Source organism: Winkia sp. C0117E2, assembly GCF_056590455.1.
The window spans coordinates 349053-361013 of the sequence record NZ_JBWPWD010000002.1 but is presented as its reverse complement, the minus strand read 5'-3'; the positions used below and the strand labels follow the sequence as shown (position 1 = coordinate 361013).

The window sequence follows — 11961 nt, the reverse complement described above, 5'->3', positions numbered from 1 at the left end:
GCTGGATTGCCGCCTGGTCGGGTGGTGGTCCGGTCATACACCAACCACGGCCGCCCCACGGCCTCAGTCCGGTTATGACACACCCTCACCGACCGATGTAAGAACGTACAGAGAGCGAAATCCGTGGCAAATATCAAGTCTCAGATCAAGCGTAACCGCACCAACGAGCAGCGTCGTCTTCGCAACCGCGCCGTCAAGTCCGAACTAAAGACTTACGTGCGTCACACCCGCGAAGCCGTCGAGGCCGGAGACCGCGAAGAAGCAGAAAAGTTCCTGCAGATTGCCTCCCGCAAGCTGGATAAGGCAGTCTCCAAGGGCGTGATTCACAAGAATCAGGCTGCAAACCGCAAGTCGAAGCTGGCTCGTCGTGTGAACAAGATGTCAGCTTAAGCTGATTGTTCTTCGGGTGGGCGCAACCGATCGGTTGCGCCCACCTTTTACATGTAAGTGCTCCAGGTTGATTCAGGAATTTTTTCTCGGACAATGGAGGTATGAATCCCTTCGCACTTTATGACGACTTGATTGCCGCTATTCCGGAAGATGTGCTGGTTCGCCGTGCTCTTAGCGCTAACGCGGCTTGCGTAGAGTCCGAGGCAGGAGTTGGGGTTGCCGCTGGCCTGGGTAGCTTCGATGCGGCTCCCCTTCAAGGACGCCCTTTGCGAGAGGTGGCAGCCATGGCGAAGAGCTGGGATTTTGCCCGGGCAAGTCTCGGAGTGGCTGCGATGAATAGCTTTTACAATCGCTGCGCTAATCCAGGAGAATCCATTTTTACAGCGGCACGCCAGGAATTAGCCGGGAAGAAAGTCGTAATGGTAGGGCATTTCAGTACTGCCATAGCATCGCTGGAGAAGATATGTTCTTTAACCGTACTCGAGCGGAAACCCACCGGTGGCGATCTACCAGACTCTGCCTGCGAGTACGTACTACCTGACGCGGAAGTAGCACTGATTACCGCCATGGCACTTACTAATAAGACTTTGCCGCGTCTGCTCTCGTTGGCTAAGAGGGCGAAAACTTACGTAATCGGCCCTTCTCTACCTGCAGCAGTGCAAGCGTTTACTGGACGAGCTAACGTATTGGCTCCGTCCGCAGTTATAGATCCGCACTGGGTCATGCTCCAGGTCGAAGCAGGGGCATCAGTATCGAAGTTGAAGCCAGGACTAAGCCACTTTTCATTGGAGCTTGCAAAATGAGTATTCCCGTCCCGTTTACCTCGCTAGCGCAGGTACTGAAGAACTACAACAGTGCCACCCTAATCACTCTAAGAGAAGGTGGATTCGCCAAGGTCATGACGGTCGACCCAATCCTAAAAGGAGGAAAGATACTGGTTGCCAATCCGCGGCAGTCAATCAAGCAAAATGTTGCGGCGAACAACCACGTGACCCTTCTCTGGCAGCCTCTGCAACGCCACGGCTGGACGTTGATAGTGGACGGCTACGGCACCATAGTTGCAGATTTGCTTGAAATCCAGATGCATTCCGGAATGCTGCATAGGCCGCGCGCCCATGGCGATGGACCCGCGGCCACTGTCTACTAGAGCAATTCGGAGCGCAGCTGCTCCGGCGACTTATCCGATAGGTATGCTGCAGGCACGTCAAGGATTGTAATTGCGCCTGTCTTACCTTCTTTGTGCAACCGATAGACAGCCCGGGCGGAGGCAGCTAATACCGCCCCAGTGAACTCCGGGTTGGAGTCCAGATGCAGCTGGAAGGAATAAACCTGGTTGGTCCCCTGCGACGTCTGTCCCTGCCTAATCACTCGCCCACCATGAGGCATCCCAGAGTGATTCTTTTTGAGCTCATCGATGGAGATGAAGTGCACCGTCGTATCATAGTCAGCAAAGTAGTTAGGCATTGACACGATGTCACGCTCAATGCGCTCTTTATCAGCGCCCTCTTCAGCTACTACGTAGCATTCGCGCCGATGCATTTGGCGGGCGGTCAAAGTCTGGCCGTTCCCGTCGTGCGCAGCTTGCACAGCAGCGTCCAGCGGAATGGTGTATTGCACTCCTGCTACTACTCCAGCTACTCGCCGAATTGCATCTCCATGGCCTTGGGAAATTCCCGGCCCCCAAAATGTCCAGGTATTTCCAGTGGGAATAATTGCATCTCCTAGCACGCGGTTGAGCGAGAATAATCCTGGATCCCAGCCGGAGGAAATCATCCCAAGGTGACCGGTTTCTTTTGCGGCTTGGTCCACCGCGGCATAGTACTCAGGAATCTTCGCATGGGTATCGAAAGAATCTACCGTGCTAAAAAGTTTCGCGGCTGCAGGACCTGCGGCTTGCATATCCGTAGCAGAACCTCCGCAGTTTACGCAGATGTCTACCTTATCTTCCCAATCCGCCATCTGGTCCACTCTGACCACTGGGGTTCCGGAGGTTTTCACGGATGCCGGGTCTCGACGGGTAAAGACAACTACTGGTTCCATGTCAGTTGCTGCGCTAGCGGCTAATTCCACCGCCTTACCCAAATTGCCATACCCATTGATTGCGACACGGATCTTCTCAGCCATTACATTCCTCCTTAGTTTTTCTGTAAAAAGTAGACCAAGAGGTACTTCGGTGTTGGTTCGGGTCACATAATGGAATTGTTAGTGGCGCCCATGCGCAGCCCCGACCCGCAGAAGGGCTCGCTCAAAAGCAAATTCGGGGTCGCGGGAGGCACCTTTTATTTCTTCTTCTCCTGCCGCAACAGCCGCTATCGCCTCGGCTAGGCCTACCTGCGACCAACCGCGGGCCTCGCGGCGGGCCCTGTCAGCTTGCCAAGGTGCCATCCCAAGTTCGCGGGGGTTACGTGCTCCGGAAGATACCTTCGCGATATTACGCACCTTTAGTGCCAGTGCTCCCATCATCGCTACCGGGGCAGCACCTGTGGCAAATCCATGGCGGGCAAGTTCTATGGCTTTGCCGCTGTTTCCGGCTACTGCCGCATCGGCTATTGCGAATCCCGATGCTTCTACCCTGTTGCCGTAGAAGGTGTGCACATCCTGTTCAGTGATCTTGCCTTCCTTGTCCGAGAAGAGTTGGGCGAGGGCGGCGCACATTTCTTGCAAATCGGATCCTAAGGCGTCAACTAGCGCCTCAACAGCAGCCGGTTCAATGCTTCGGTGTGCTCTGCGTGCGTCGGCTTTCAATAGATCGGCCTTATCGCGGGCAGATTTTATTGGATCGCATTGCACCACGGGCATGCCTGCCTTGGAAATTGCCTCCAGCAGTTTCTTTCCCTTTTGCCCCTTTGCGTGGCGGGCAAGAATCCAAACGTCAGGTTCAGGAGCCTTCAGGTATTCCAGCAAGTCCTTCGCCAGCGACTCTGACAGCGTCTCTAAGTTGTGTATCCTGATTAGTCTGGCCTCGCCAAACAGGGAAGGGGCAGTGTGCACTCCTAACTGACCGGCCTGGTATGTGGCTGCTTCTACATCGATGATCCCTACGTTGGGGTCTGCTTTGTTCGCCAGATCGCGAACGCGTGCTTCTGCCCTGGAAGCAATGACTTCTTCGGGGCCGCGGATGAGCATCACCGGTGCTAACTGCAATTTATCCCATGTTGTTTTGGCCATGGGTTAACCATGCCATGAACCACCCCCATCTATTGCAGCGAAGTGGCGGTGTACCGCAAATAGAATGCAGAGCACGCTGAATGCGAGTGCCACCGCTCCCGCCGGTCCTCCTTGCCAGGGCAAGACAGCCCCAGGTAATGCGCTGATTTTGTTGGCTACGGTAGCTATCCACCAGGCTGCTAGCTTTGCTAGAGCTAATATCGGCTGGGCCACTGGTCGAGGCAATAGTGCCCCAAGCAAACCTAGTAACGTCGCTGGAGCGATGGCCGGTGCGGCCAATAAATTGGCAATCGGGGCATATAAGGAGGTACCTGGCGATAGTAGGAGCAGCAACGGTCCAGAGAAACTTTGTGCAGCAATTGAGGTTGACACTGCTTTAGCGATGCCCTTCGGAAGTATGCTGCGTAGGGGCGCCTCAATTCGTTCAGACAATGTGAGGACGGCGAATGTGGCACTTACTGAAAGGGCAAAGCCAATATCGGCCGCATAAGTCGGGTGGGTTATTAGCAGCCCCATCGTTACTAGTGCCAGTGCACCCGTTGCGCTTCCGGGCCGGCCTAATGCCATCCCTGCGAGGGCAATCATTCCCATTGCGCTAGCTCTTGCCACCGTAGGCATAGGCCCCACTAAGATCACGAAGCCAACAAGTACTGTTGCAGCGCTCAGCAGCCGAAGTCGCCGCTTCAGAAAAGCTAGCAGACCCCAAAACGTGCTAATAACAATAGCCACGTGAGTACCCGAGACCACGGCTAGATGGGCTAGCGCGGCTCGTTTCATGTTGGCAGAGGAAGTTGGCGACAGATACCTGTTGTCGCCCAGTGCCATTGCACAAACTAAAGCCCCCGCTGCGGAATTGCCGAGCCTTGAGTGTAATTTTTGTCTGCGCGAATTCGCCCAGTGAGTCCATGGATCAGCACGGCGAATTATCTTGCTTCTGGAACAGGCCAGCATTATCCTTCCCAGTCCACTGTGCCGCTTCCACGTACACTTTGCTCTGATCGTCTGTCCGGGATGGGCATGGAGGCGCTTTTCAAAAATTAACGCGGGCATGGATATTGGCCGATCTAAGACGGATATTATCTGCGCCTTAGCAAAAGCGGTGCGCTCGTTTTGTTTTGTCTCGGTAACTATTTTTGCGACTACTTGCCCCGCAGTTTGTTGCCCCAGTGGCGAAGCACTCACTTGTGATGCCTTGAGCCAGGCAGGTCCCGCGAGCGCAACCATGGAAATGAGAAGCAGGATGACCATGCCGTTAATACGCCCGACGTTTGCCTGCAGGTGCCGGCCTCCCTTGTTCATCCAAGCGCCGCCGACGGCAAGTATGGATCCTGCAGCAAATAAGAGAAGTACCAGTCCGGAAACATATTGGCTCATTAGGATAAGCAGCCAACCACCTATAGCCGCTGGCAAAAGGCGCAAGTCGGTAGTTCTCATACGCATGCCTGTCCGGATACTTTCTGGACCAACGCCGGGCCTATCCCAGACACTTGCTGTAGGTCTTCAACTTTGGTGAAAGGCCCCTGGCTTTCCCGGTGATTTACAATTCTTCCGGCCAGGGCAGGGCCTACGCCGTTTAGTTCTTGAAGATCTTTCTCGGAAGCAGAATTTAAATTTATGCAATCGGATTCGGCAGTCTGCGTACCAGGGGATTTAGGCTGAGAGAGTGCCGGTACTACTATTTGTTCCCCGTCCGTGAGGGGGCGGGCAAGATTGATAGCAGCAAGGTCGGCTCCCTTGCTTACTCCGCCAACCTTCTTGATCGCATCGTCAACCCTTGCTCCCCGTTTTAGATGTACCAAACCAGGTGTGGCCACCTTGCCGACGACGTGCACGATTACTTCGTCACCAGCAGGCGCAGAGGCCGCTTCGCTCACCTGCTGTTTAGGCGAGGAATTAGCGGGTGTGTCTGGATTGTCCATGGCGCTACCAATGCCGCACACGATCGCCACCAGCGCGATTATTATGCCCAATACTAGTGCAGAGGTAGGCCCTGGGAGAAGCCGCAACCGGCTTTTAGGAGCTCGTTCCGGTTGCGGCTTCACCGCTTTGAAGGCAGCGTTAGCTAGAGTTTCCACCGGAATTTGTTTCATGCCTCGAAAATAGGCTTACTCGCCCCTAGTTAGCTCAGCAGAAACACACCGGTTGTGGACACCTAGCCTCGATCTGCCTGTGGATATTTAGAACTCATGTATTAACGCAGCTCGCAGCTCTCTTGTGTGTCCTGGCTGAAGTAGAGCAGTGTCCCCAACCGCCTCCCGATTGAAAGCGTCTGTCATAAAGTGGCACGGTTCCATGGCAAAAGATTCGCCGGGCCGGTACTGCAACGTATCTCCGGTGAATATGTGGATTATCCCCACACCATCCTTACCACCTTCAAGGAGGCCCTCTAACGTAGTGACAGAACCGTCTGGGTGAGTCAGCCTAGTTCGCACTACACCATCTGGGTCTGGAACCAAATTCGTATATGCCAAATCAATTCCGGCTAATCCTTCAAAGTCGATTCGGCGCTCTTCGCCTCGATCGCTGAAGGTATGCGGCTCCTGCAGAGGTATAAGCGCATCGTCCACGTTTACCTTCGTACGCGCGGGAATATCTACAGTGCATGGCCCGCTCCCCTGGTACGCCAGGTACGGGTGCCACCCCAATCCCACTTTTATGGCTCGATCAGAACAGTTTGTGCACCGCAGTTCCAGCTCGAGCCTTCCACCTTCCCGAATGGTGTACGTAGCCTGCAACTTGGTAGGCCACGGATACCCTGGTACTCCCTGATTTTCAGCCTCAATGGTGACAGAATCGGGAAGAAGACGGACGAGGCTGAAGGTGGCGGACGCATACAACCCATGCAGGCCTTCGCGCAGTCCAGACGGATCGACTCCCAGATCAAATTCCTCGTTCTCGAAAGTGAACCGAGCATCAGATATACGGTTCGACCACGGCGCCATCAAGGCTCCACGGTACCCATCCAAGGACTGCATCTCTGCCTCGGTACAGTAGCCATCAATTAGTTCGTGTTCTACTCCGTCGCGCTCAATAATCCACGAAGTAACAACGCCTCGGAAGGCAGAAACGCTAGCTCGCGCGTCCGCGCAAGAAATTACCCAATCATTCATAGAAACAAGATTACTGTCTTGATGAAGAAGAGATTAGAAAACTGTCCAAATTCGTTTTCCTGGAGCCAATAGCCCGCATCTTCAGTACAGTGGAAGGTGGAAGCAACAAATACAGGAGGTATTAGTGTCGGATTTCACTCTCCCGTCGGGCCCGCGTCCCCCAGAGAATCAGCAACACCTGCCTGAGACCCCACAGCCTCGATATGGGCAATACGCTCCCAGCGAGCACAGCTCTAACGGCTTCCCCAATGCTCCCCAGGGCCCCCTCCATTATGATCAGCTCCAACCGGGCATTATCCCACTGCGCCCACTATCGGTAGGAGACATCTTGGGCGGAGTATTCAAGCTCGCCCGCATGAATCCAAAAACTGTTTTTGGGCTAACTTTCCTTGTAGAGATCGTCCTCTTGGCAATGCTCATGCCTGTGCTCATATCCGCTCGCATGGGCTGGATTCCCCACTTCGATTTTAATAACGACAATTCCCTGGCTATGGAAGGCACTCAGCTAATCTCCTATTTACCTATCTTTATTGGCCAGATCTTGCTGATACCGCTGATGGTCTTCGTGGTAATGAAGGCTGTTGAAGGACAAAAAGTATCTATAGGGCAAACTTGGAAAGCGGTAGGCAGAAAAATATGGCGCTACCTCGGCGCGTCTATAATCCTATGGTTAGTAATGATGCTCATCTTAGTTGTAATCACCGCAACTATTGGTGGGATATTTTACGCCAGTGGAGCGTTTGAGACCATCGGAAGCGGAGGACTCGCCATCTTGTTCCTGCTTATTTTAGGAATTGGTATCCTTCTTGCTATCTCAATTGTGGCCGTTCGCTTCTCCTTCTACGGCCAGGCCATAGTCATTGAAGGAGCCGGCGCATTTGCTTCTTTAAAGCGCTCTTGGCAATTGATGTCTGGATATTTTTTGCGCTGCCTGGGAATTACTTGGCTTGGACAATTCATAATTGGCATCATTGCAGCATCCATAACTACCCCAATATCTGCTGTCTCCGCCCTAATAGCCGTGGCGATCGGCTCTGGCAACGCAGCTTCGCAGATGACGATCATTCTGGTGTTGTCAGTAATTACTTCTCTACTTGCTTCAATAATTACGCTGCCCCTGCAGACTTCCTTGATGTCACTGCTATATGTAGACGTGCGCTTCCGCAAAGAAGGGCTGGACGTAGCTCTGATCCAATATCTGACTAGCTCCGGACGATAAATGTTCCTCTTGTACTTGCCAAGTATTGCGCCATCTCCAGATGACGCCCGTCAGGCGCTTGAGGACGAGCTAGCTAAACCGGGCTATTTCGATCTTGGTGCTCTCTTAAGATATTTCTGGGAACAACTCCTAAGCCAGCTCAATCTGGCAACCATCGAGCCACCCTCTCTGGGCTGGGTACTCCCCACAATTATTATCCTGATTGTTCTGATAATAGGGTTCTTCATTATTCGGCGACTACGCAAGAATCTATCAAAAGGCACCCGTCATGACTCTGCCGCCTTGGTAGATCCGTCGATACCTGCCGAAACATATTTGGCCCAAGCAAAGAATAACTATCCCGACGCTCCAGCCCTCTCAGTGCAAGCGGCCTTCCGGGCTATTGTCCAACGAGGCGTCGAGCGCGGGCTGATAGAGGCGGTACCAGGCCAAACAGCGGGCGAGGTGAGCCGGCAGCTAGAGGCACTATTTCCTAATAATTCACCGCAAATTGCGCACGTGAATGCCTCGTTTGACGAAGCCACATACGGGCATGCCTCACTTGTTACTGAAGTCGATGCGCGCGCAGCGATTAGCCTTTACGACGAGTTATCCGCCCTCTCTCCCAGTAGCACCGCCGGTGCCGCCTCAAGCATGCCTATTCCTGCAACAATGAGGCAGGGATCATGACCAAGATGAAGGCTGTTGGTGCGCATCCAAAGGCAATATTCCGATCGAGCGCCACGCTGTTGGTGGCATCTTTCATCCTGATCGCTTTGGGGCTTTATGTACTCTGGCCCTCCGAAAAACCTCTTCCGCTAGACCCAATGAACCCAAAGGCGGAAGGCAGTCAGGCTCTTGCCCGCGTTTTAGCTAGACAAGACGTAGACCTTACTATCGTCCGCACAAAGAAGGACTTGGAAAAACAACTCTCCAAGCAGGAAAACGTCACTGTCGTCATATCCGACAATAGGGTTGGGATCGGCGAGGGCGTACCTGAGTTACTAGTCAGCAAAAAAGTAAGGCGTTCTGTAGTACTTGCACCGACAGATGAGGTGCTCGGCCAGCTGAAGACTGACATGGCTGTGCTCTCAGAGGGCATGGCCGTAGCGGATCCGCCGTCGCACTGCAACAATCTGCTTGGAAAAGCCAGGACTGTATCCAAAGTCGGACTCATGTATACCCCTATGGGTGTTATGCCCCAGGGAAGTTTCCAATGTATGAGCCAGCCCGGCGGTGCTCAGGTTGTGCTCCTCCCCCGGACTAAAGACCATCCTGAAACACTGTTACTGGGGTCAGCTAGTTGGTTCGTAAATGGTTCCATTACAGAAGATGACAATGCCGCAGCTGCGTTGGCGGCCCTCAGCCCGACCCAAAACGTAGTGTGGTACTCCCCGTCGGAATCAAACACGGCAGCCACCGGAGGCATTGGTTTTACCACGCGAGACCTGCTACCTAACTGGGTACAGCCTATGATGATCCTTCTGGCATGGGTATTCCTCCTATTTGCCTTCTGGCGAGGGCGCCGCTTCGGCCGCCTAGCCACTGAACCACTTCCTGTGGTGGTAAAAGCTTCCGAAACTACCCAATCTTTGGGCAGAATGTATGCGCAAGCCTGTGAACCCGAGCCGATGATTGCAGCCTTGCAAGAACAGTTACGCCCCCGTCTGGCGAGAGCACTTTACTTGCCCAGCTCGGCAGGCCAGCAGGCACTTGTGAGTGCACTTGCAAGGCGAAGCGGGCGCAAAGAACAAGAATTGCTTTATCTACTCTATGGCTCCCCTACAACCGAATCTGAAATGGTTTCCATGGCGCGTGGACTCACCGCCCTCGAACAGGAGGTAATCCGTGAACGAAAATAACGCCCGCGAGGCAATGATCCGCGTGCGCTCCGAAGTTGGAAAGGCTGTCGTAGGCCAGGAAGGGGCAATAACCGGACTGCTCATCGGCTTACTCACCCGCGGCCATGTGCTTTTAGAGGGCGTGCCTGGTACGGGTAAGACGCTTCTTATCCGATCCCTCGCTAGGGCCTTGGACGTAGACTTTTCCCGCATCCAATTCACCCCTGACATGATGCCAGGCGATGTGACGGGCTCGCTGATCTATGACCAAGAGAAGAAAGACTTTACTTTCAGACCAGGTCCTGTATTCACAAATCTGCTGCTAGCCGACGAAATCAACCGTACTCCGGCAAAAACTCAGTCGGCCTTGCTAGAAGCAATGGCTGAACGGCAGGTTTCCGTAGCGGGGACCGCTCGCCGTCTTCCCAGCCCTTTTATTGTCGCGGCTACCCAAAACCCTATCGAATCTGAGGGCACCTACCCACTGCCCGAAGCCCAGTTAGATAGATTCTTGCTGAAGATCCAGATGCCTGCTCCAGAGCGGGATCAAGAGATCGAAATCGTGCGCAGGCACGCTGATGGCTTCAACCCGTCCGATATAAAGGGTGCCGGACTCGAGCCCGTCGCCAGTGCGGCCGATATTGAGGAGGGGATTCGCCAGGTCTCCCAGGTGCAAATAAGCTCCGAAGTGATTGCCTATATTGTAGATATCGCCAGGGCCACCAGGCAGGCCCCCTCGCTCTCGCTCGGGATGTCTCCTAGGGCGGCTACTGCCTTGCTCGCCGCTGCCCGCGCCTGGGCCTGGTTATCCGGCAGGGATTTTGTTACGCCCGACGATGTGAAGGCACTCGTGATGCCAACCATCGCACACCGTCTGGTCCTACGTGCTGAAGCTGAGCTCGAAGGTGTTTCCATCGAGGCAGTCCTAGCTGGCGCGCTCGATTCTATCTCGGTACCGCGATGAGCATATCTTGGCGGGTTCCATTCTTAGCAGTGCTTTGCCTGCTCCCCCTGTTCTTTTTTCCCAGGCTAGAGCTGGTATATATCTGGCTCGCGGTCGTTATAGGGCTGACCATCATAGATCTGGTGGCAGCACCTTCACCACGCAAACTGCAGATACGGCGCACTGAAAACGAACCACTTCGAGCATTCGAGGAGGGTAGCGTAGGGCTTTACCTGTCCCTTCCCGGATCTCGGAAGATGAAGGTAGAGGTGCGCGACGCGTGGCCACCCAGCGTACAAGCCAAGGCCAACCGCCACCGCCTCGTCCTAATTCCTGGTAAAGAGGCAGAGGTAACTACTCCCGTCTGTCCGAAGAAGCGTGGTGTAGCCCACCCGGATTATGTGACCGTACGTTCATGGGGTCCTATGCGCCTAGCCGCTAGGCAAGTTTCCTTTACTCTACCCGGAGAACTCCGTGTACTTCCGGAATTTCCCTCTCGGAAACACTTGCCGGCAAAACTCGCCAAATTGCAGGCTGTAGAAGGTCGTGCACGGTCGCGGCAGCGCGGCCAAGGCACGGAATTCGATTCCCTTCGCGAATGGGTAGATGGCGACGACGTTCGGTCAATTGACTGGCGAGCTTCAGCCAGACATAACGACACTGTAGTCCGTACCTGGCGCCCAGAGCGAGACAGGAAGGTAATGCTGGTCCTGGACACCTCGCGTCTGTCAGCCGGCCGTGTCGAGGACGTGGCCAGATTGGAATCCGAGATGGACGCTGCCTTGTTGCTAGGCGCGGTGGCAGGACGCGCAGACGACAACGTAAGCCTGTTGGCAGGAGACCAGCTAGTACGCGTTACGGTGCCGCATACTTCCCGCACTAGTGTGCTCTCAGACTTCTCAAACGCGATGATGCCGCTAGAGGCAAAGCTGGTTGAGGCGAATTGGACAAAGCTGGCCTCGGCGATCATTGCGCAGGCCCCGCAGCTCTCCTTGCTAGTGCTGCTTACTCCCCTAGAGCCCGTTGCAGCTGCAGAAACATTGCTGCCCACGCTAGTCCACCTAGCTAAGCGGTATCGGGTTGTTATTGCTTCGATAGCTGATCCCGAGGTCGAGCAGATGCGACGGCAAACTACCGATGCCGATTCGGTTTATAGCGCCGCTGCTGCAGCGAAGACACAAGTACAAAGGCAAAAGCTGATAAATGCGGTGGCGCAGATGGGCGTCCACGTCATAGATGCCCCGCCCGAAGAAGTTCCTACGAAGCTTGTTGACCACTATCTTGCTCTCAAATCGCGGGGGCTGCTCTAGC

13 protein-coding genes are annotated in these 11961 nt (G+C 54.4%); 8 read left to right on the top strand and 5 right to left on the bottom strand.

Going from position 1 to position 11961, the window contains the following annotated elements:
* Nucleotides 1-123: 123 nt before the first annotated feature.
* From rpsT to AC1EKG_RS04085, 3 genes are all read left to right on the top strand, one after another.
* Nucleotides 124-390, top strand: coding sequence for a 30S ribosomal protein S20 (gene rpsT / locus AC1EKG_RS04095; RefSeq protein ID WP_004806199.1), 267 nt, complete (start codon nt 124-126; stop codon nt 388-390).
* Between the two features lie 101 nt (nt 391-491).
* Nucleotides 492-1193 carry a Rossmann-like domain-containing protein gene (locus tag AC1EKG_RS04090; protein ID WP_004806198.1) on the top strand — a complete coding sequence of 234 codons (702 nt, stop codon included), beginning with the start codon at nt 492-494 and terminating at the stop codon, nt 1191-1193.
* A complete protein-coding gene (locus AC1EKG_RS04085) occupies nt 1190-1537 on the top strand; it encodes a hypothetical protein (RefSeq protein WP_004806196.1) in 348 nt (115 codons plus the stop codon). Before AC1EKG_RS04090 ends, AC1EKG_RS04085 begins: the two co-directional genes overlap by 4 nt.
* Here the strand turns inward: AC1EKG_RS04085 and AC1EKG_RS04080 are convergent.
* The 5 genes from AC1EKG_RS04080 to AC1EKG_RS04060 form a co-directional block, all read right to left on the bottom strand.
* Nucleotides 1534-2514 carry a diaminopimelate dehydrogenase gene (locus AC1EKG_RS04080; protein ID WP_004806195.1) on the bottom strand — a complete coding sequence of 327 codons (981 nt, stop codon included), beginning with the start codon at nt 2512-2514 and terminating at the stop codon, nt 1534-1536. The genes AC1EKG_RS04085 and AC1EKG_RS04080 overlap by 4 nt on opposite strands.
* A 78-nt stretch (nt 2515-2592) precedes the next feature.
* Entirely contained in the window at nt 2593-3558 is a 966-nt protein-coding gene (gene holA, locus AC1EKG_RS04075; RefSeq protein ID WP_004806193.1) for a DNA polymerase III subunit delta, read from the bottom strand.
* A 3-nt stretch (nt 3559-3561) separates the two neighbouring features.
* On the bottom strand, nt 3562-4932 hold the full coding sequence (locus AC1EKG_RS04070; protein WP_160309223.1) for a ComEC/Rec2 family competence protein: 1371 nt from the start codon (nt 4930-4932) through the stop codon (nt 3562-3564).
* 56 nt (nt 4933-4988) lie between these two features.
* Nucleotides 4989-5648, bottom strand: coding sequence for a ComEA family DNA-binding protein (locus AC1EKG_RS04065; RefSeq protein WP_004806189.1), 660 nt, complete (start codon nt 5646-5648; stop codon nt 4989-4991).
* Between the two features lie 87 nt (nt 5649-5735).
* Entirely contained in the window at nt 5736-6668 is a 933-nt protein-coding gene (locus AC1EKG_RS04060; RefSeq protein WP_004806187.1) for an aldose 1-epimerase, read from the bottom strand.
* Between the two features lie 124 nt (nt 6669-6792).
* On the opposite strand from AC1EKG_RS04060, the gene AC1EKG_RS04055 reads away from it, so the two are divergent.
* The 5 genes from AC1EKG_RS04055 (at nt 6793) to AC1EKG_RS04035 (ending at nt 11960) form a co-directional block, all read left to right on the top strand.
* On the top strand, nt 6793-7887 hold the full coding sequence (locus AC1EKG_RS04055) for a DUF7847 domain-containing protein (RefSeq protein WP_004806185.1): 1095 nt from the start codon (nt 6793-6795) through the stop codon (nt 7885-7887).
* Nucleotides 7888-8556 (top strand): DUF4129 domain-containing protein, encoded by a 669-nt coding sequence (locus tag AC1EKG_RS04050; protein WP_004806181.1) that lies wholly within the window; start codon nt 7888-7890, stop codon nt 8554-8556.
* Nucleotides 8553-9728 (top strand): DUF4350 domain-containing protein, encoded by a 1176-nt coding sequence (locus AC1EKG_RS04045; protein WP_004806180.1) that lies wholly within the window; start codon nt 8553-8555, stop codon nt 9726-9728. Before AC1EKG_RS04050 ends, AC1EKG_RS04045 begins: the two co-directional genes overlap by 4 nt.
* A 13-nt stretch (nt 9729-9741) precedes the next feature.
* On the top strand, nt 9742-10671 hold the full coding sequence (locus tag AC1EKG_RS04040; protein WP_101485809.1) for an AAA family ATPase: 930 nt from the start codon (nt 9742-9744) through the stop codon (nt 10669-10671).
* A 122-nt stretch (nt 10672-10793) separates the two neighbouring features.
* Nucleotides 10794-11960, top strand: coding sequence for a DUF58 domain-containing protein (locus tag AC1EKG_RS04035; RefSeq protein WP_196793452.1), 1167 nt, complete (start codon nt 10794-10796; stop codon nt 11958-11960).
* The last annotated feature ends 1 nt before the right edge of the window (nt 11961 follow it).

What these genes read in the sequence shown, in the direction of transcription:
- AC1EKG_RS04040 (WP_101485809.1), top strand. Translation starts at nt 9,742, where the DNA reads ATGATCCGCGTGCGCTCCGAAGTTGGAAAGGCTGTCGTAGGCCAGGAA.
- AC1EKG_RS04065 (WP_004806189.1), bottom strand. Translation starts at nt 5,648, where the DNA reads ATGAAACAAATTCCGGTGGAAACTCTAGCTAACGCTGCCTTCAAAGCG.
- AC1EKG_RS04045 (WP_004806180.1), top strand. Translation starts at nt 8,553, where the DNA reads ATGACCAAGATGAAGGCTGTTGGTGCGCATCCAAAGGCAATATTCCGA.
- AC1EKG_RS04050 (WP_004806181.1), top strand. Translation starts at nt 7,888, where the DNA reads ATGTTCCTCTTGTACTTGCCAAGTATTGCGCCATCTCCAGATGACGCC.
- holA (WP_004806193.1), bottom strand. Translation starts at nt 3,558, where the DNA reads ATGGCCAAAACAACATGGGATAAATTGCAGTTAGCACCGGTGATGCTC.
- AC1EKG_RS04080 (WP_004806195.1), bottom strand. Translation starts at nt 2,514, where the DNA reads ATGGCTGAGAAGATCCGTGTCGCAATCAATGGGTATGGCAATTTGGGT.
- AC1EKG_RS04090 (WP_004806198.1), top strand. Translation starts at nt 492, where the DNA reads ATGAATCCCTTCGCACTTTATGACGACTTGATTGCCGCTATTCCGGAA.
- AC1EKG_RS04070 (WP_160309223.1), bottom strand. Translation starts at nt 4,932, where the DNA reads ATGAGCCAATATGTTTCCGGACTGGTACTTCTCTTATTTGCTGCAGGA.
- AC1EKG_RS04060 (WP_004806187.1), bottom strand. Translation starts at nt 6,668, where the DNA reads ATGAATGATTGGGTAATTTCTTGCGCGGACGCGCGAGCTAGCGTTTCT.
- AC1EKG_RS04085 (WP_004806196.1), top strand. Translation starts at nt 1,190, where the DNA reads ATGAGTATTCCCGTCCCGTTTACCTCGCTAGCGCAGGTACTGAAGAAC.